Source organism: Mumia sp. ZJ1417, from assembly GCF_014127285.1.
GTDB lineage: Bacteria > Actinomycetota > Actinomycetes > Propionibacteriales > Nocardioidaceae > Mumia.
Genome location: NZ_CP059901.1, coordinates 2,619,888 through 2,637,832 on the forward strand (window position 1 = coordinate 2,619,888; position 17,945 = coordinate 2,637,832).

Consider the following 17,945-nt stretch of genomic DNA (forward strand, 5'->3'; position numbering starts at 1 on the left):
CCCGGACCTGTACTACGTGGTGCGTGTCATGACAGATGACGTGTCGAGAGCAGGCTCACGACAGCGTCAGCGTGAGGAGGCCGGAGTAGTTACCGGCAGCCTGGCTGGAACCGACCTCGAGCGAGAGCCCGGCGTCGGCGACGGCGTCGCCTCCGCTGGTCCCGTTCGCGCCGAGGCCGGACGTCGCCACCGCGCAGAGCGGCAGGTCGGTCGAAGCATCGGCGAACGAGCCCGCTGCACCCGCGACGACGGTGTCGTCGCTGTTGGCCTGGGGCGCACAGGTGGGCGTCCAGGACAGGGCGGTCGGGGCGATGGTGAAGTTGCCACCGGCCGGCTTCGCGGGACCGTTGAGGCCCGAGAAGCGACCGACGAGCGACCAGCCGAGCGTGCCGCCGCGGTAGTCCTTCACCGTGACGTTCTGAAGGTCGCCGGTCGAGGTCTGGTCCGTGCCGTCGAGCGTGACGCCCGACATCAGGACCTTGCCCGCGTCCTTCGACATCTTCAGGTCGCCGGCCACGACGGTCAGCTCGACCGTCTCGAGCAGCGCACAGCTGCCCGTGGCCGCAGATCCCTGCTTCGCCGTGCAGGTGTCACCCGAGAAGGTGAAGGCCTGCGAGCCGAAGAGGGCCACCGGCGGAGGGCCGGCCGCGTGGATACGGCTCGCGCCGATGAACGCGGTCCCTGCATCGTTCACGATGAACGAGGCCGAGATGTTGCCTGCGGAGTCGGCGGTCGTCGAGACCGTCGCATCCGACGAAGCCGGCGGCGGGAACGGCGGGCCGTTCTTGTAGCCACCGACCGTCACCGGCTGGTTCGGATCCCAGTTGCTGCCGGTCACCGTGACCACCGTGCCGGCGCCACCGCCGACGACGTTGGTCGAGACGGTCACGTCACCGAGGATGGTGATCGGAGTCAAGCTCGTCTCACCACCCGAGGTGACCTTGATCGAGCGCGATCCCGTGGTCGGGGTCGCCCCGACCGCGATCGTGCCCGAGCCCGAGCCGTCGCCAGCGATCGTGACGCTCGACGACGTGGCGTCGCAGCTCGTCCCGCTGACGTTGCACAGCTCGACCGTGCCCGTCCCGGCCGCCGAGAAGTTCGTGACGCCGAAGCTGATCACGTCGTTCTTGCGCGCCGCGTTGGTCACCACCTGGTTGGTGATGCCGCTGACGGTGGCCGTCGGCCCCACCGCTGAGAAACTCGCGGTGATGTTGGTGTCGACCGGAGTGGTCGCCGGGTTGACCCCGCCGGCCACGCCCGTGCTCTGACCGTTGCAGTTGACGCGGGTCAGGAACGTCGGGATGTCGTAGATCACCTTGCGGAGCTTGACGGTGTTGGCGCCAGCACCCGTGATCGTAAACGTCCCGGTGATGGTGTCACCGGGGATCACAGCACCGCCACCGGCCGAGAACGCCTTCGTGATCGCAGGGAGGGAGACCCCGTTGACCGAGAAGTAGTAGTACGCCGTGCCACTGGCAGGCGGTCCACCGTTCTTCGGACCCTTGTCGAATACGAGCGAGAAGTTGCGTGTGCTGCCGACGGTGGTGCCCCCACTGGTGGTGAGGTTGTAGTCGGCAGCGCCATCACTCCACGGAGCAAGTGACGACGACGTGTTGCTCGCTGGCGTGGTGTCCTCGATGTCAGCTCCACTCGGTGGTGAGTAGACCCAGCATCCACCGGTGGGCGCGACCGCAGCAGCGGTCCCGGCTCCGAGGACGACTGCTGTCGTCGCAAGCATGCTGGCTCCAGCCAGCAGGGCGACGACGCGATTCTTCGATCTCATCTACCCGCTCTCCTTCTTCGGGTAGGGGGTCCCGAGAGACCCGACCTCAGTCGCAGTCCTGTCCACTGCATTGCACACATCCGGAGTGCAAGTAGGGATAGGCTGATTCACAGAGACGATATTGTCAATGATATATCCGAGAGGATTTTGATGAACCGGTCCGGCAACGTCGTGAGGACGCTCGCCCGAACCGCCGCGGAGACTCTGGTCACCGGCGGCGTCGTCGTGCTGCTCTTCGCCGTCTACCTGGTCTTCTGGAGCGACGTCCAGACAGCCGCCGCGCAGGTCGATCTGCGCGACGACTTCAAGCAGCAGGCGGCTGCCGTCCCCGCCACCTCCAAGGCGGCGTCGACCGCGCCCGTACGACCGTCCACCGGCGCCGGCGTCGCGGTCATGCAGATCCCCCGGCTCGGCGACGACTGGTCGTGGGTCGTGGTGGAAGGCGTGTCCGACGAGCAGCTCGCGCGCGGTCCCGGACGGTTCCCCGACACCGCCCTGCCCGGCCAGGTCGGCAACTTCGGCGTCGCCGGTCACCGGGCGACGCACGGCGAACCGTTCGCCCACATCGACCGCGTCCGCAAGGGCGACAAGATCTTTGTGGAGGCCGTCGGCTCGACCTACACCTACGTCGTCGACCGCACGGAGATCGTGGCACCGACCGCGGTCGGCGTCCTGTATCCGGTGCCCGACAAGCCGAACGCGACGCCACGCAAGGCACGGATCACGATCGTGACGTGCAATCCGCGCTGGGGATCCAGCGAGCGCTTGATCGTCCACGGCCGCCTGATCGAGACCCGCTCCGGAACGGAGGCATGACATGTACGCAGCACTCTGGCGCGTCCTGCCAGGACCGAGCGCCGTCAAGGCGCTGCTCGCCCTCACGCTCTTCGTCACGCTCGTCGCCATCTTGTTCCTCTGGGCCTTCCCTGCGGTGCAGCCGATGCTGCCGTTCGACCAGATCACGCTCGAGTCCGAGCCGACCTCGTCCGCCGCACCGTAACCTCCTGACTGGAACGCTGTCCCGCGTTTGGCACCTCTTGCCCGCGGACGTGATGCGGATGTGACCAGGCGTCACCCGCACGAGGATGCCCCCCGAGCCGCATGGCTCGGGGGGCATCCTCGCGTGGAACACCGTGCGAGGCCGGGCCGGGGGAACTCCGGCCCCACACGGAGGATCAGTGGTCGCGCAGCAGCGACCCGTAGCCGTGGATCTTGTCCTCGATGCCGTTCTCGCGCAGCGCCATCCACCACGTGGCGGCGTTGATGGCGACGACCGGCTTGCCCAGCCAGCGCTCGGCCTCGTCCGCAAGCTCGGCCATGCAGAGGTTGGTGCCGCACTGGACGATCGCGTCGACGTCGGGCTCGTCGACCTCGAGGATCGCCTCACGCAGCGTCTGCTCGCTCACGTGGGCGATCGCGACCGCGCTCTCGCAGCTGAGGCCCTTGATCTTGCCGACCTCGAAGCCGAGCTCGGTGAAGAACTTGCGGACGTTCTCGTCGCCGATCGGGGTGTACGGCGTGACGATGCCGATCTTCTTGGCACCGAACAGCTGCAGCGCACGCTCGCAGGCCTCGGCACCCGTCGCGACACCGAGGCCACCGGAGAGGTCCTTGATCTGCTGGACGAACTGGCGGTTGCCTTCGACGCCGTCCCAGAAGGTCTCGGCGCTCATGCCCATGACCATGTAGTCGGGCTCCATCGTCATGATGCCCTCGACGCAGTCGGCCATCGCGGCACGGATCTGCACGAGGAGGTTCTGCATGCCCTCGTCGTCGGCGATCCGGCCGTCGCGGATCAGGATCCGGCCGTAGTGCGAGGTGACGCCAGGAACCCGCATCGAGTCGAACTCCGGCTGGACGATCGTGTTGGTGCTCGGGGCGATCACCCCGAACTTGCGGCGGTAGCCGAGGCGGTCGGTCATGAGAGGGAGGCTCCTTCGGAGACGGAGGGACGCTCGGCGTGCGGGAGACGCCTGCTGAGCCGGAGCGCACCGATGAGGAAGCAGAGCTGGACACCGGTGTTGGTGAGCTGCTCGATCCATTGCAGCGCCTCGGTCTGATGAGGCCGAGCCGCCAGCGGAGGGAGCACGAGCGTGCCGACGAGATAGAAGAGGAACAACCAGCGGCCGAGCTGGTCACCGTGACGAGCGGCGAGCGCCGAGGCCATCGCCCCGACCGCGACCGCAGCGAGCGCCGCGATGGCGAGCATCGGGGTGAGGTTGCGCGCAGCTCCGGAGATGCACGCGCCGACGAACGGCACCAGGGCGAACGGCGCCCACGACACGACCTTGCCGACGTACACGCTCGCCAGGGCCCACGCGAGCGCGGAGAAGCCGATCGCGAGGCACGGGAACAGCATCTGCTCGAGGAACGGGATCTCGATGCACGGTCCGGCGACGAGCAGCTTCCAGACCGCCTTGCCGAGGCCACCGGCGGTGACGACGAGGCCGCCGAGCAGCGCTCCCACCCGTACGGCGGGGATCGACTTGCCCAGCGCTTGGGCGAGGACAACGAGACCGGCGCCAGCGAGCACGACGGGCGTGAAGTCCTGGATCGCAAGAGCCAGACCGTACTCGGTGCAGGGATCGATTGCCATCAGGCCTCCTCGCGCTCGGTCGGGGTGAAGATGTCGCGCTTGCGGAAGCCCGCGGTCATGAAGCGCCCCATCGCCTTCGACCGGGTCAGCCAGGCCACCCTGGCACCGTTCTTGCTGGCCGCAAGGACGCGGTCGGCGAGCCACGGCGTGACGGTCTCGACCCGGTCGCCGAGGATGTTGAAAATCTTGCGAGCCTTCTCGAACGCCTCAGGCTGCCCGTCGTAGTCGTCGACGAGGAGGTCGGTCGCGACGATGCCCGGGGAGAGGTAGCCGACGCGGACGTCGGTGTTCTTGGACTCCTTGACCAGCGCCGCGGTGAGATAGGTGACCGCGCGCTTGCTCGCGCCGTAGATCGCCATCCCGGGTTGGAGCTGCCCGTCGGAGCCGAAGCCCTCCATGTTCCAGATCCATCCGCCGCCCGGCTGCGCACTCAGGCCCGCCAGCGCGACGGTGCAACCGTTGATCGCACCGACGAGGTTGGTACGGACGACGGTGTCGGTGACGTCCGCCGAGATCTCCGGGAGCGGACGACGCGGCGCCGAGACGCCGGCGTTGTTAATCCACACGTCCACGCGACCGAACGTCTGCGACGCGTGGTCCCACAGCTTCTGCAGGGACTCACGGTCGGTGACGTCGGCAGGGATGCCGCTGATGCGGTCGCCACCGCGTGGCGCAAGCTCGGCGAGGGCGGCGTCGACCGCGGCCGAGGACCGTCCGCACACGACGACACGGCACCCTCGGTCGAGGAGCTGGCCGGCGAGCCCGAGGCCGATGCCCCGGGTCCCACCGGTCACGACGACGACCCTGGACTCCGTCACGCCGGCTCCCAGGTGAGCAGGCCGTGAAGGAAGTGGGTGGTGCGCTCGCCCGAGAACAGCTGCCAGACGACCGACAGGTCACGCGTCTGGGAGTCGAGAAGGAACTCGCGTCCGCGGATCTTCTCGACACCGCGCGCGTCGGGTCCCATGAGGTGCTGGGTGGTGAACAGCGCACGGCCGTACGAGACGGCGTTGCCGAAGACGTCGCCCTCGTACTGGGTGCGGGCACCGTCGCGGTAGCGCTCGAAGGTGTACGAACGGTCGAGCGCGCCGCTCCAGGTGACGCGCTGGCGGGTCCGCAGGAGCGAGAGGGGCTCGTGCTCGATCTGCACCTGGGTCTGGCCGAGCGTCTTCTGGGTAGCCGCGTCCTCGACCGAGAGCGACCCGGTCCAGGTGCCCTTCTCCTTGGTGGGAAGCACCTGAGGCGTCGGGCCGCGCTGGGTCTCGGCCGCGATCCACTCGTCGACGAACGCCTGCGTCTCGGGGTTCGTGTCGTGGTCGAGCGTCCGCTTGTAGACGCCGTTGAAGACCGCGCAGACCGCCCAGCCGTCGTGCAGGACCGACGAGTAGACCTGCGTCACGCCGTCGGGGAGCACCTGGTTCCAGGTGCGCAGGTCGGCCTGCCAGCCCGGCGAGTAGTAGTTGGCCTCGACGAAGAACCCGTACGGCTGGCCGGTCCCGTAGAAGTCCGGACCGCAGTAGACACGGTTCTCGTCGGAGTCGACGATGCGGAAGTCGAAGTCGGCGCCGAGCTGGAACCGGTTGCGCAGCGGGCCGGCGCCTTCGAGGGTCGGACGCATCCAGTAGCGCGCCACGCCGTCCTCGATGACGCTCGCGCGCGCGATGCGCTCGAAGCCCACGTGGTTGCCCTCGGGGTCGAACAGCGCGGGACGGCCGTGCCACTCCCCCTCGATGCGCTGCTGCCACGCGCTCGTATCGACCGACTCCTGGTCGGTCTCGCTGGTCGCCGTCACTTGCGCACCTCGTTGTCGAGCAGCTGCGCCCGGACGTCCTCGGCGGCGTCGTCACCGATGAGGCGAGCGACCTGCGCCCAGACCTTGTCGACCTCGGGGCTGAAGATGAGCGCCCGGTTGCGGGCGTCACGTGCCGGAAGGTCGGTGTCGGCCACGTCGGCCAGCACCTCGGCGGGCACCGACGCGTCGAGCAGACCGAACCAGTGCTCGAGGTAGGTCGTGACGGCGCTCTCGATGGAGACGAACGCGTCCGCGTCGGCGCGGTGCACGAGCATCCACGGCGACATCATGGCGTTCTGGCGAGGACCGATCGCGGCCTTGGTCAAGCCTTCCCAGGTCTCGACTTCCTCGTACGTCTCTGTCAGCGGCTCGTGCGCCCAGTCGAGGTAGGCCAGGTGCGTGCCCAGGTCGGCCCGCGGGATGAGGTCGAGGTGGAAGGCGTAGGTGCCCTGGCCCTTGACCGAGTCGAGCGTGAAGTGCGGGATCGGCAGTCCGTCACGGGCGAACGCGAACACCATGTGGCTGTCCAGACCGATCATGTCGACCGCGAGGCCCACGTACACGACCTTGCCGATCGGGTTGGAGTCGTCGGTCGGGACGAAGACGCGAACGTCACCCACGGGGTCCGGCGTCATCGGCGACGTGAGCGTACGGAACGCGGAACCGTCGTCGGCGGTCACCTCGACCAAGCCACGCTCGGCGACGATGCGCTCCCATGCGCGCTCGCACAAGCCGCGCGGAAGGCTCACAGACGCCTCGGACTCGGTGGTGCTCATGCGGGGACCTCTTCTTCACGCGTCGTCGTCTTGGTGCTGTCGGTGCGCGGGACGTCCCCGCGCTCTTCGCGCTCGACCCGCTTGCCGAGCAGCTCCTTGCTGCGGACCTCCTTGAAGTTCCACGCCGAGGCCAGCTCGGGGACCTCCTTGCGGGTCGGCGACGGGATCACGCGCGCCTCGACCCGGGCAGGGCCCTCGCCGACGATCGTGTTGCCCTCGACCGACCAGCCCTTGTCGATGAGCTCCTGACGGCGGCGGCGGTAGAGCACGGCGTTGTAGTCGCTCTTGACGTGCAGCTCTGCCGACAGGTCGAACGGGAGGAGCTCGGGGCGCACCCCGTTGACGACGGCCTCGTCCTCGTACAGCACCTTGAACACGCGACGGCGCGCGTCACGGTCGGCCCACTTGCCCTTGAAGAACGTCCGCAGCGCGACGAACTTGACGAGTGTGGTCTCCTCGTCGATCGGGATGTTGACGTCGAAGATCTTGAGCTTGCCCATCGGGGTGTCGACCTCAAGCAGGATCATGTTGGGCAGCCACCAGGTGGTGGAGACCGGCACCTGCGGACGCTTCATGAGGTCCTTGGTCTTGTTGGGGTTGAGCATGCCCCAGATGCCCTTGGAGTTCGGCGGGTTGAGCTTGACCGACACCTTGCAGTGCCACTCCGACTCCTCGATCTCGAACTCGGGGACCTCCGGCTTCTCCTTGTTGCCGAAGACGCCGCCGTGCACGAACGGCGTGTGCGCGACGTCGACGCCGTTCTCGAGGATGCGCTCGTAGTTGGACTTCCAGAGGAACGAACCGGTGACCGCACGGTAGGTCTCGGTGTCGTCGATGGCCGACCAGTCGGGCAGCGGCGGGCGCTCGGCCTCGGGCAGGTCGCCCATGTAGATCCAGATGAAGCGGTGCTTCTCCTGGACCGGGTAGGCGTCGATGCGCGCCTTGCGCGGGATGCCCTTGTCGGGGTGCGCGGGGATCTTGCGCACGGACCCGTCGGGCTCGTACTCCCAGCCGTGGTACGGACAGACGATGCAGTCGTCCTTGACCTCGCCGCCCGACAGCGCCGCACCACGGTGCACACACAGGTCGGACATGGCGACGACGCTGTTGTCGCTCGACTTGCGGTAGATGACGAGCTGCTGTCCGAGAAGCTTGACCTTCTTCGGGGTCCCGGCGGGGAGATCCTCGCTGAACTCGACGGCGTACCAGAAATTCTTGAACATCGCGGGTCTCCTCCTAGCGTCGCCGAATCTCGGCGATCTCCGAGCGGGGCTGCTCCGCCAGCAGCTCCAGTGCGTTCTTGGCCTCGACATCCCCGCGCACGGTCGCGCGGAGGAACGAGGTGACGGTGGTGGCGAGCGCGTCGCGCTGGGCGGCGGCGTCACCGGTGGACGGGTCTTCGAGGAAACCGCGTGCCGTGGTGGGGTCTTCGGGGTGGATCGCGAGCATGTGCGTCGCGTCCGCGAGGTGGACGAGCCAGGCCTCGGTCGTCGACGGGAGCGCCCGCTCCCACGTCGCCGTGATCGGGTCGTGAGCGGGAGCGTCCGGGTCCTCGCCGTACCGGATGGCGCTGGCGGCGACCACACCGTCCGCCGTGCCGGCCAGCAGCATCACCGGTGCCTCGACCGGCGCCGGCAGCAGGGTGCTCGGCGGGTGCCCGAGCATCTGCGAGGCCTTCGTGTGGGCACCGTACGTCGCGACGGCGCGCACCTCGGGGAACCACTGCGGGCTCGCCGACTGCAGGGCAACGGTGCCGCCGGCCGAGTGACCGAACAGCGCGACGGCGCCGGTGTCGAGGAGCCCCGCGAGCGGGCCGGACTCCCCCAGCGCCGTGACGGCGCCGAGCACCGGACGCAACGCCTGGGTCGTCGGCCCGCTGCCGTAGGTGTCCGGGCCGACGGTGCCGAGGTCGACACCGGGCGTCAGCCCGTACTCGCCCACGCTGTGCTCACTGGGAGGAAAGAGCTCCCCCACCCAGTCGTACGTGACCGCGACGAAGCCGGCCTCGACCAGCCGCACGGCCAACCACGCGTAGGCGTCGGCGCAGACGTTGACGCCCGAGAGGATCACGGCCAGCGGGTACGGGGCACCCGCCGGGTCCGCCGCGAGACGGCCGCTCATCCGCTCGGCCGTCGTCGTCGCGGGCAGCGCCGGGTAGCGCACCGTGACGTGCGCCGTGTCGTACGGAGCCTCGGCTCCCGGGATGCGGACGGCCGTGCGGAGCGCGCGGGCGAGGACGGGGTCGTTCATCGTGCCGAGTGAACCTCGTGCTCGTGAGCGCGCGGCAGCGTGCGGTCGCCGCCCCAGAGCGCACGGACGAGGCGCTGCGTCGTCTCGGCGCCGAAGTAACGGTCGCCCATCACGTTGGCGGGGTCACGCTCGGCGATGTTGCGGCGGATCGCCTCATCGTCGGCCGCCAGTGCGGCGCGCTCGGCGACCGGAACGGCCTCCGCGGCGTCGACCCACCCGAGCCAGCGGTCGAGGTGCTCCTCAGCGACCTCGGTCACGAGCTTGGTCATTTCCTCGCCGGCGGGCGCCATGTGGCAGAACGCGGTCGGCGAGAGGCCGGCGCGCACGAAGGCCGAACGGCTGACGAACGGCTCGAGGAAGCTCTCGTTCTGGAGCTGCTCCCAGCGAGCGTTGACAGGCTCGTAGTAGCGGTCGAACGAGTCGGTGTCGGTCACGAGATAGCTGCGCGGCACCGAGTCGAGGAAGAACCAGCCCTGCGGGAAGCAGCCGAGCGCCATGCCGAAGTGCGGGACCTTGACCTGCGGACCGAGCCAGATCGTCAGGTGGACGTTGCAGAACCCGGCGGTCGCGTTCTCCATGTGGGAGTGGACCATCCAGTCGATCTCGGGGCCGGCGTACGTGCGGACGCGGCCCTTGGCGCCGGTGTCACCGCCGAAGTCCTCGAGCGCCTCGGACGACGGGTCGCGCTCGAGCTCGAACCGCTCAGCGACCCGGTCTTTGAGACGCTCGACGAGGGCCAACCAGGTCGCGAAGGTCTCGCTGACGTCGGTCGGGCCCGACTCGTCGAGGTGCTCCTGCACGTACTTCAGACTCTGGCTCACGGGGGCTCCTTACGTGTCGTGCGACGTGATTCACGTTACGTTGAGACTATATATGATCTATACCCTGGACGGACAGAGTTCGGGAAGAGAATCTTGACCCGACCGGCGGCCCGCTCGGCGCTGATGTCCGGAGACGTAACCGAATCTTGATGACGTGCTGTCAGGACGGATACGCGGTCGCGCCGAGCCCCTCGCCGCCCGCCCTGAAGGCCGCAGGCGCATGGACGACACAGGTCTGCACGTGCTCCAAGATCCCCTCGTCGCCGTACTCCCTCCCCCATCCGGACCGCTTGACGCCCCCGAACGGCGCCCGCAACGACATGCCCGTCCGGTTGTGCGTGTTGACGAAGGTGAAGCCCGCGTCGAGCCGCGCGGCCAGGTCGAAGGCGCGCTGCTCGTCGACCGACCACACCGACGCACCGAGTCCCAGCTCGCCGGCGTTGGCGCGCGCGACGACCTCTTCCTCGGCGTCGAACGCGAGGATCGGCAGGGTCGGACCGAACTGCTCGGTCGCGACGACGTCGTCCGAGTCCGACGCACCCAGAACGAGGGTCGGCAGAACGTAGTAGCCCTCGTCGAGCCGCGCCTCGGGGTCGATGGTCCCGATCGGGACGACCTCCGCGCCCGCCGCCGCTGCGGAGTCGACCAGTGCCCGTACGCGCTCGGCCGAGGCCGCGCTCACGACCGGCCCCATCGTCACGCCGGGGGTCAACGGGTCGCCGACGCGCAGGATCCGGTCGGCCGCGGCACGCAGGGCCGTGACTACCTCGTCGTAGCGCGACCGGTGGACGTACAGGCGCTTGATCGCCATGCAGACCTGCCCGCTGGTCGCGAACGCGGCCATCAGCAGGCGCTCCGCGATGGACTCGTCCAGCTCGACGTCCGCGAGCAGGATCGCCGGGTCGTTGCCGCCGAGCTCCAGCAGCGACGGTGTCAGCGCCCCGGCGGCCGTACGGGCGAGTGCACGCCCCGCGACGTCGCCGCCGGTGAAGGCGACCCGGTCGACACCGCGGTGCCCGACCAGTGCGGTCGCGGTCTCGGCATCGCCGTGGACGACCTGGAGCAGGCCGGAAGGCAGGACGGCTGACATCGTGGCGACGACCTTCTCGACCGCGAACGGCGCGAGCGGTGACGGCTTCACGACGACGGCGTTGCCCGCGACCAGCGCCGGAGCGACCTTGAGCATGGCGAGGATCACGGGGGCGTTCCAGGGCGTGACGGCAGCGACGACCCCGTACGGCCGGTGGCGCAGCACGAGCCGTCCCTGGGCGTCGTCGATCTCGCTGTCGACGAGCAACGTCTCAGCGCGCGCGGCGACCCAGCGCAGCACGGTGACGGCGAAGCCCGCCTCGCCCCGACAGTCGGCCAGCGGCTTCCCGGTCTCGCGCGCCATCAGCGCGGCGACGTCGTCGAGCACCGGATCGAGCAGGTCGGCGGCTGCCCGCAGCGCCGCTGACCGCGAGGCCACCGGCTGGTCGCGCCACGTCGCCTGCGCCGCACGGGCACGCCCGACGGCGCGGTCGACTGCCGCCGGATCGTCGAACACGACCTCCCCCACCACCTCGCTCGTACGGGCGGGGTTCTCGCGGCGCGAGCCGGTGGCCGCGATCGTCACAGCGCGTCGCCCGCCGGCTCGAGCGGCCGCAGCGAGTCGATCATCGAGGTCCGGCGCAGGTATGCCCGCGCTGCCACCGGGTCCGCGGCGAGCGCGCGCAGCTCGGCGTGGTGCGCGGCGCGCGCGGAGGGGTCCTGCTCGCGCAGCTGCTTCCAGTTGTCGTGCGTGACCGTACGGACGTAGGACAGTGCGACGTCCCGGCGACCGGCGAGCACCACGTCGAGCGCGTCGAGGTCGGCCTCCCCCGCGAGCAGCGCCACCAGCGCGCGAGCGGTGAGCACCGCGTCGTGGATGCCGCTGTTCATGCCCATCCCGCCGAGCGGGTTGTTGACGTGCGCCGCGTCGCCCACGAGCACGACCCGGCCGGTACGGAAGCGCTCGGCGACCCGCTGGTGGACGAGGTAGAGCGAGGAGTGGAGCAGCTCCCACGGGCGGCCGAGGTCGGCGACGCCGCGCAGGCGCTCCTGGACGCGCGCGTCGGCGACCTCGGCGTCGGCCGGGCTGTCGGGGTCGGTCGGGAACAGGATGCGCCAGTGCTCCGGGGTCCGCAGCAGCACCAGCCACTCGGTCGGGTCGAAGACGTAGTTGACGTCGGCGATGCCGGGGAGCACGGCCGCCAGATCCTCGGTGGTCGAGACGACGAGGAAGCGCTCCGGGTAGGTGATGCCCTCGAACTCCGCACCGGTGCTCTTGCGCACGACCGAGCTCGCGCCGTCGGCACCGACCACCCAGTTGGCGGTCCAGGAACGTCCGCTGGCACTGGTGACGGTGACCCGGTCGTCAGCCTGCGTGACCGACGTCGCCGGCTCACCGAACTCGACCGTGCACCCGTCGTGCCGCCGGAGTCGCTCCAGCAGGATCGGCGTGAGCTTGCTCTGCTCGCACTGCACCCGGAACGGGTACGGGGTGTCGTCGGCGAGGATGCCGAGGTCCAGCTCGGCGACGGGGCCGTCCTGGCGGTCGCGGTACTGGAAGGCCTGGGAGACGATGCCGTGCTCCCGCAGCGCGTCGAGCACGCCGAGGTCGGCGAGCATCTCCAGCGTCGGCGGGTGGTAGGTGCTCGCCCGCGACTCCGCGGACAGTGACTCCCCCGCCTCCAGCACGGTCACCGCGTGACCGGCCTGCGCCAGCACGAGCGCCGTGGTGAGTCCGACGGGCCCCGCTCCCACGACCAGGATGTCGTTCGTCATCGTGCTGCCTCCTCGGCGTACGCCGCTTCCAGGACGAGCTGGTCTCCCAGCCCGACGAGCTCGGTCAGGTCGTCCCACGCCATCCGTGGGACGGCACCGGCATGGCCGGTGCGGGCGATCGCCGCGTACGTGTCGGCTGCCGCTCGGGCAGCAGCCAGCAGTGCGGAGACCGGGTGGATCACGAGGCGTACGCCGAGCTCGGCGAGGGTCCCGTCATCGGGATGGCCCGCATCGGGACCCTCGATCGCGCCGGCCGCCTCAGAACGATTCATCACCAGGGGCACCTCGCCGCCGAGCGCCGCCGAGACCTCGCGCAGCTCAGACAGGCCCGCGCCCTCGACGAACACGGCGTCGGCACCCGCCGCGACGAACGCGTGGGCCCGCGCGACGACGGCGTCGAGACCGTCGACCGAGAGCGCGTCCGTACGGGCGACGATCACGACGTCGGTGCCCGCCTCGACCGCGGCACGGACCCGGCCCGCCGCCTCGGCAAGCCCGACGACGGCCTTGCCGGTCATGTGACCGCACCGCTTCGGGGCGACCTGGTCCTCCAGGTGCAGCCCTGCGATGCCGGCCGCCGCGTACGCGCGCGTCGTGTGCCGCGCTTGCAACGCGTTGCCGTAGCCGGTGTCGGCATCGGCGAGCAGCGGGACGTCGGCCAGTGCCGGGACGACCTCACGGGCACGCGCGGCGATCTGGCTGCCGTGCACGAAGCCGAGGTCCGGCAGGCCGAGGCCGACCGCCGACGCGACCGCGCCCGAGAGACAGGTGGCGCGTGCGCCGGAGACCACCGCGAGCCGCGCGGTCACCGCGTCGTACACGCCGGGCAGGTGGACGACCTCGTCACCGGCGAGCAGGGTACGGAGGGTGGCGGCGGGAGAGGTGGCGCCGGTCATCGCCCGTGCAGCGCGAAGCTGCCCTCGACCCCGACGACCCGGGCGTTGGTGAAGCATCGGATCGTCTCCACCGTGCCCTCCTCGCCGAGCCCCGACAGGCCCCACGCCGGCCGCGGCGTCATGAGGTGCAGGCTCATGATCGTCGAGCCGTTCACCTTGACCTCGCCGGCACGCACGCGGCGGGCGAGCGCGAGCGCCCGGTCGGTGTCGGTGCCGACCACGTATCCCTCAAGCCCGTACGACGTGCCGTTGGCGAGCGCGAGGGCCTCGTCCTCGGTCGCGTAGGTGTGCACGGTCGCGATCGGGCCGAAGATCTCCTCCGCGGCAGCCGCGACCGGCACGCCGGTCACCAGTGCGGGCGCCAGGTAGTTGCCCGTGTCGGGGACGGGCGTCGCGCGGTGGACAGTGCCGCCGGCGGTGCCCAGCGCCTCGAGCGCCGACTCCAGGCGGGCCCGGTGGACCGAGTGGACGATCGGGCCGAGATCTGATGCCTCGTCCAGCGGGTCCCCCGCGGTGAGAGCGGTCAGCCGCTCGAGCGCCAGCTCGACGACCTCGTCGGCCATCGCCTCGGGCACGATCAAGCGTCCGAGCGCGCGGCACCACTGGCCGTTGAGGGTGGTCAGCAGGTCGACGGCAGCGTGCGCGGCCGCCTCAGGATCGGCGTCGGGCATCACGACGAGCGGGTTGTTGCCGCCGAGCTCCAGCTGGAGCGCGGCCAGCTTCTCGGCGCACGCGGCGGCGACCGCACGTCCTCCGACAGCGCCACCGGTGAACGACACGGCGCGGATGCGCGGGTCGGTGACGACCGTTCCGCCCACGGACGGTCCACCCTGGAGGAGCTGGAAGACCCCACCGTCGACCCCGGCTTCGGCCAGGACCTCAGCGACCGTAGTGCCGAGCAGCGTCGTCGCGTACGGGGCGTACTCGCTGGGCTTGAGGATCGTGGGGCAGCCTGCGGCGAGCGCGCTCGCGACCTTGTGCGCGGCCATCGGCGCGGGCGCGTTCCACGGGACCAGGCAGATCGCGGGCCCGACCGGCAGGCGCAGCACCTCGACGGCCTGACCGTTCGCGCCCGTCACCGGCGCATCGACCAGGGTCCCCGACCGCAGCATCTCGGCGGCGAGGCGGAAGGCGCCCGGGACGATCATGCCGACGATGGAGGTCTGACGGACCGGGACGCCGGTCGCGAACGCCTCCAGCGCCGCCAGTTCGGACTGGCGGGCCTCGAGCGCGACCGCCACGGCGTCGAGGAGGGCGGCCCGCTCGTCCGGCGACGTCGACGACCACGTCTCGCTGGTGTGGGCCGCGTCGGCAGCGGCCAGGGCCCGCTCCACGGAGTCCGGTGCGCTCTCGACGGCGTGCCCCAGAGACTCTCCGGTCGACGGATCCTCGAGGACGAGGTCGAGGGTGCCGGTCGCGGGAGCGACCTCACCCGCGACCACCTCGACCAGGGCTGGCAGCGTCACCGCGGCGATCGCCCCACCGTGCGCCGTACTCGTCATCCTTGTCCCGCCTTCGCCTTCGCGTCCACCGCGTCGGGCGTGGTCAGGCCGATCCACGACTCGTCGCTGACGAGCAGCTGAGCCAGGTCGAGGCGACCCCGCTCGGCGGGGAACGCCTGGACCAGACCCATCGCGGTGTCACGCACGGCGCGGCCGATGACGTTGTCCATCAACGCACCGGACGTTCCACACATCTTCAACGATCCGACCGCCACGGCAAAGGCCTTCTCGCAAACCGACCCCTTGGCGAGCTTCCAGTTCTTGACGACCTCGGGCTTGGGCAGGATCGGCGGGTCGCTCGACTCGAGCTCGACCTGGTAGCGCAGCCACAGGTGCATGTCGGTCAGGTCGTGCTGGGCCTCACCGATCAGCACCTGGTGCATCGGCGAGGACGCGATCGGCTTGCCGGTGTCGGCGAACTTGGCCTTCATGGTCCGCTCGAAGGCGTAGTCCCAGGCACCCTTCGCGATGCCGGCATAGATCGCCGCGATCGCGATCTGGTTGCCGACCCACGACCCGCGCGACATCGACGTCGCCCGGGCGAAGCCCGCCGGCACCGCCAGCGCGTGGTCGGCGGGGACGAAGCAGTCCTCCATCACGAGCCCGAAGTTGTCCGAGGCCCGCATGCCGAGACCGCTCCACTCCTGCCGGGGGCGGATGCCCTCGGAGTCGCGGGCGACGAGGAACAGCGAGATGCCGTCGATGCCGTCGATGTCGGCACGGCGCGCGGTGACGAGGTAGAAGTCGGCGGTGCCGGAGAGGCAGCCGAACGACTTCTCGCCGTTGAGGAGCCAGCCGCCCTCGACCGGCGTGGCCGTCGTCGAGATGAGGACGTTGGCGTTGCTCGCCTTGGCGGCCTCGCTCGCGAAGTTGGCGAGGCAGCGCTCCTCGGTGCCCATGAGGTGGAGGACACGCTCGGCGAACGCACGGACCTCGTCCGCCTCGTCGTCGGTGTAGAGCCCGGCCTCGAGCGCAGCGAGCGGCAGCAGCCCGCGCGACGATGCCGAGCAGTGGAAGAAGTACGCGAGCGCGGTCGAACCGCAGACCGTCCCGAGCGCGTACGTGGTGGCGACGAGGTCACGGAGGCCCCCGCCGAGGCCGCCGTACTCCTTCGGGACGACAAGACCGAGCAGCCCGGCCTCGGCGAGGAGCTTGACGTGGCCCTCGGGGAACGCGCCACGGGCGTCGGCCTCCTGGGCGGCGTCACGGATGGCGGGGAGGATCGCCTCGACCCGGGCAGCGCGCTCGCGCTCCTCGGGGCTGAGGTCGGTCAAGAGGTGTTCGGCGGTCAGCATGGCCGTCATCAGCTCCTACAGGGAAGGCATTGGGGTGGGATGGGAGGTGCTCGCGGGCGAACCGTGCGGGGACGGCGGGGCCGAGGAGCCGGGCGGGTGTTCTCGGAGGCGGCGCGCGAGGCGGTCCAGTGCCACGGCGTCCGCGGGGGTGGTGACGTCGAGGGTCCCGAGCAGGCGCACGAGGTCCTCGGTTGCGACGGCGCCGTCGAGGCCGCCGAGCGTGGTGTCGAAGTGGTGGACTCCCGACTTCAGCGCCGTGAGCACGTTGACCAGGCCGAGCCGGTCCTTGTCACGCAGCCGGAGGCGGAGCGGGACGGGCCGGGCGAGGCCGACGGCGTCCTGCAGGAGGGCCCGCACCTGAAGCGGCGTCGCCGAGCCGGAGGTGTCGTCGAGGCAGATCTCGGTGGCGCCCGAGTGCGCGAGCACGTCGATCGCCGCGAGCGCCGACTCGCTGCCGGCCACGGCGAACGCGTCGTCGAGGATCACGACGCGGCCCGTCGCGGCGTCATCGCCCGCGAGCTCCCGGGCGAGCACGGCGGCACGCTCGACCGAGCGGGGGTCGTGGCCGTCGGCCCTGACCTCGAGGACCGAGATGCCCCGGTCGATTGCCCGACGCGCCTGCGCCGCGGACTCCACGAGCGCGCTTCGGTGAGCGGCATCCGCGCTGTCGACCGCTGCGCCGCTCCCCCACGGGAAGGTCTCGAGAGACGCGCCGGCCGTCAGGTCGGCGACACGCACGCGGATGCCCGAGCGGCGGACGTGGCGGGCTGTCCGGTGGACCGAGTCGCCGACCTCGCCGCGTGCCGCCAACGAGGTGACGAGACCGCTGTCGGCGAGTGTCGCGACGTCGGGGAGGACGTCGGCGAACTGGCCCCATCCGCGGGAATGGAAGAGCAGAGGTGCCGTACGACGGGCGGCGTGGCCCGCGAGCACCTCCCCGACGAAGATCGTGTGGTCTCCGCCCGGATAGGCGTGGAGGACCCGGCAGTCGAGCCAGCCGAGGGCTGAGTCGAGCAACGGGACCCCGGTAGCAGCTGTGGACCACGTCTCGCCGTCGAAACGGTCGGCAACCTCACCGGCCATCCCGGCGAAGCGGCGCGCCACCTCGGCCTGGTCCTTCGCGAGGACGCTGATCCCAAAGACACCGCTGGACTCGACCAGGCCGTGGCTGTAGAGCCGCCGGTCCAGACAGATCGAGACCAACGGCGGATCGAGACTCACGCTGGAGAACGAGCTCGCTGTCATGCCGTGCCGCACACCGTCGACGACGGTAGTGACGATGGTGACGCCGCTGGGCCACTGGGCCAGCACGTCGCGGAACGTCGAAGCCTCGACCACTGATCCACCTCCTTCAAGGTGGTAGAGAATATACAATATCAACTTGGGGTTGTGCCACGTGTTCATCGCTAAGAACGACCTGGCCTGCGAG

At 70.3% G+C, this 17,945-nt stretch carries 17 protein-coding genes; 2 read left to right on the forward strand and 15 right to left on the reverse strand.

Annotation, left to right across the window (positions count from 1 at the left end; translation table 11 throughout):
• Nucleotides 1-55: 55 nt before the first annotated feature.
• Nucleotides 56-1,783, reverse strand: coding sequence for a hypothetical protein (locus tag H4N58_RS12780; RefSeq protein WP_167003625.1), 1,728 nt, complete (start codon nt 1,781-1,783; stop codon nt 56-58).
• A gap of 150 nt (nt 1,784-1,933) precedes the next feature.
• Between H4N58_RS12780 and H4N58_RS12785 the strand changes: the two genes are divergently transcribed.
• Complete coding sequence (locus H4N58_RS12785; protein ID WP_167250401.1) at nt 1,934-2,599, forward strand: class E sortase; 666 nt, start codon at nt 1,934-1,936, stop codon at nt 2,597-2,599.
• A gap of 1 nt (nt 2,600) precedes the next feature.
• Entirely contained in the window at nt 2,601-2,783 is a 183-nt protein-coding gene (locus tag H4N58_RS12790) for a hypothetical protein (RefSeq protein ID WP_167003629.1), read from the forward strand.
• Nucleotides 2,784-2,958: 175 nt separating this feature from the next.
• On the opposite strand, the gene H4N58_RS12795 is transcribed toward H4N58_RS12790, so the two are convergent.
• The 14 genes from H4N58_RS12795 to H4N58_RS12860 all read right to left on the reverse strand — a co-directional run bounded on the left by H4N58_RS12795 (nt 2,959) and on the right by H4N58_RS12860 (nt 17,854).
• Nucleotides 2,959-3,705, reverse strand: coding sequence for an arylmalonate decarboxylase (locus tag H4N58_RS12795; protein WP_167003631.1), 747 nt, complete (start codon nt 3,703-3,705; stop codon nt 2,959-2,961).
• Nucleotides 3,702-4,379 (reverse strand): hypothetical protein, encoded by a 678-nt coding sequence (locus H4N58_RS12800; RefSeq protein ID WP_167003633.1) that lies wholly within the window; start codon nt 4,377-4,379, stop codon nt 3,702-3,704. Before H4N58_RS12800 ends, H4N58_RS12795 begins: the two co-directional genes overlap by 4 nt.
• On the reverse strand, nt 4,379-5,197 hold the full coding sequence (locus H4N58_RS12805; protein WP_167003635.1) for an SDR family oxidoreductase: 819 nt from the start codon (nt 5,195-5,197) through the stop codon (nt 4,379-4,381). Before H4N58_RS12805 ends, H4N58_RS12800 begins: the two co-directional genes overlap by 1 nt.
• On the reverse strand, nt 5,194-6,171 hold the full coding sequence (locus H4N58_RS12810; RefSeq protein WP_167003637.1) for a hypothetical protein: 978 nt from the start codon (nt 6,169-6,171) through the stop codon (nt 5,194-5,196). Before H4N58_RS12810 ends, H4N58_RS12805 begins: the two co-directional genes overlap by 4 nt.
• Nucleotides 6,168-6,947, reverse strand: coding sequence for a hypothetical protein (locus tag H4N58_RS12815; RefSeq protein ID WP_208322888.1), 780 nt, complete (start codon nt 6,945-6,947; stop codon nt 6,168-6,170). The genes H4N58_RS12810 and H4N58_RS12815 overlap by 4 nt, the downstream gene beginning before the upstream one ends.
• Nucleotides 6,944-8,170, reverse strand: a complete 1,227-nt coding sequence (locus H4N58_RS12820; RefSeq protein WP_167250399.1) for an aromatic ring-hydroxylating dioxygenase subunit alpha — start codon at nt 8,168-8,170, stop codon at nt 6,944-6,946. Before H4N58_RS12820 ends, H4N58_RS12815 begins: the two co-directional genes overlap by 4 nt.
• A 13-nt stretch (nt 8,171-8,183) precedes the next feature.
• Nucleotides 8,184-9,197, reverse strand: a complete 1,014-nt coding sequence (locus H4N58_RS12825) for an alpha/beta hydrolase (RefSeq protein WP_167250397.1) — start codon at nt 9,195-9,197, stop codon at nt 8,184-8,186.
• Complete coding sequence (locus tag H4N58_RS12830; RefSeq protein WP_167003643.1) at nt 9,194-10,018, reverse strand: oxidoreductase; 825 nt, start codon at nt 10,016-10,018, stop codon at nt 9,194-9,196. Before H4N58_RS12830 ends, H4N58_RS12825 begins: the two co-directional genes overlap by 4 nt.
• 160 nt (nt 10,019-10,178) lie before the next feature.
• Nucleotides 10,179-11,633, reverse strand: a complete 1,455-nt coding sequence (locus H4N58_RS12835; RefSeq protein WP_208322359.1) for an aldehyde dehydrogenase family protein — start codon at nt 11,631-11,633, stop codon at nt 10,179-10,181.
• Nucleotides 11,630-12,823 carry an NAD(P)/FAD-dependent oxidoreductase gene (locus tag H4N58_RS12840; protein ID WP_167250395.1) on the reverse strand — a complete coding sequence of 398 codons (1,194 nt, stop codon included), beginning with the start codon at nt 12,821-12,823 and terminating at the stop codon, nt 11,630-11,632. The genes H4N58_RS12835 and H4N58_RS12840 overlap by 4 nt, the downstream gene beginning before the upstream one ends.
• Nucleotides 12,820-13,719: an oxaloacetate decarboxylase gene (locus tag H4N58_RS12845; protein WP_167250393.1), complete on the reverse strand. Its 900-nt coding sequence runs from the start codon at nt 13,717-13,719 to the stop codon at nt 12,820-12,822. Before H4N58_RS12845 ends, H4N58_RS12840 begins: the two co-directional genes overlap by 4 nt.
• Complete coding sequence (locus H4N58_RS12850; RefSeq protein ID WP_167003649.1) at nt 13,716-15,221, reverse strand: aldehyde dehydrogenase; 1,506 nt, start codon at nt 15,219-15,221, stop codon at nt 13,716-13,718. Before H4N58_RS12850 ends, H4N58_RS12845 begins: the two co-directional genes overlap by 4 nt.
• Entirely contained in the window at nt 15,218-16,525 is a 1,308-nt protein-coding gene (locus tag H4N58_RS12855; RefSeq protein WP_167003651.1) for an acyl-CoA dehydrogenase family protein, read from the reverse strand. The genes H4N58_RS12850 and H4N58_RS12855 overlap by 4 nt, the downstream gene beginning before the upstream one ends.
• A 6-nt stretch (nt 16,526-16,531) precedes the next feature.
• Nucleotides 16,532-17,854, reverse strand: a complete 1,323-nt coding sequence (locus tag H4N58_RS12860) for a flavin reductase (protein ID WP_208322360.1) — start codon at nt 17,852-17,854, stop codon at nt 16,532-16,534.
• Nucleotides 17,855-17,945: the final 91 nt, after the last annotated feature.

Bases quoted from the DNA above. Each gene is read 5' to 3' on its own strand.
- H4N58_RS12780 (WP_167003625.1), bottom strand. From the start codon at position 1,783: ATGAGATCGAAGAATCGCGTCGTCGCCCTGCTGGCTGGAGCCAGCATG.
- H4N58_RS12785 (WP_167250401.1), top strand. From the start codon at position 1,934: ATGAACCGGTCCGGCAACGTCGTGAGGACGCTCGCCCGAACCGCCGCG.
- H4N58_RS12790 (WP_167003629.1), top strand. From the start codon at position 2,601: ATGTACGCAGCACTCTGGCGCGTCCTGCCAGGACCGAGCGCCGTCAAG.
- H4N58_RS12795 (WP_167003631.1), bottom strand. From the start codon at position 3,705: ATGACCGACCGCCTCGGCTACCGCCGCAAGTTCGGGGTGATCGCCCCG.
- H4N58_RS12800 (WP_167003633.1), bottom strand. From the start codon at position 4,379: ATGGCAATCGATCCCTGCACCGAGTACGGTCTGGCTCTTGCGATCCAG.
- H4N58_RS12815 (WP_208322888.1), bottom strand. From the start codon at position 6,947: ATGAGCACCACCGAGTCCGAGGCGTCTGTGAGCCTTCCGCGCGGCTTG.
- H4N58_RS12820 (WP_167250399.1), bottom strand. From the start codon at position 8,170: ATGTTCAAGAATTTCTGGTACGCCGTCGAGTTCAGCGAGGATCTCCCC.
- H4N58_RS12825 (WP_167250397.1), bottom strand. From the start codon at position 9,197: ATGAACGACCCCGTCCTCGCCCGCGCGCTCCGCACGGCCGTCCGCATC.
- H4N58_RS12840 (WP_167250395.1), bottom strand. From the start codon at position 12,823: ATGACGAACGACATCCTGGTCGTGGGAGCGGGGCCCGTCGGACTCACC.
- H4N58_RS12845 (WP_167250393.1), bottom strand. From the start codon at position 13,719: ATGACCGGCGCCACCTCTCCCGCCGCCACCCTCCGTACCCTGCTCGCC.
- H4N58_RS12850 (WP_167003649.1), bottom strand. From the start codon at position 15,221: ATGACGAGTACGGCGCACGGTGGGGCGATCGCCGCGGTGACGCTGCCA.
- H4N58_RS12855 (WP_167003651.1), bottom strand. From the start codon at position 16,525: ATGACGGCCATGCTGACCGCCGAACACCTCTTGACCGACCTCAGCCCC.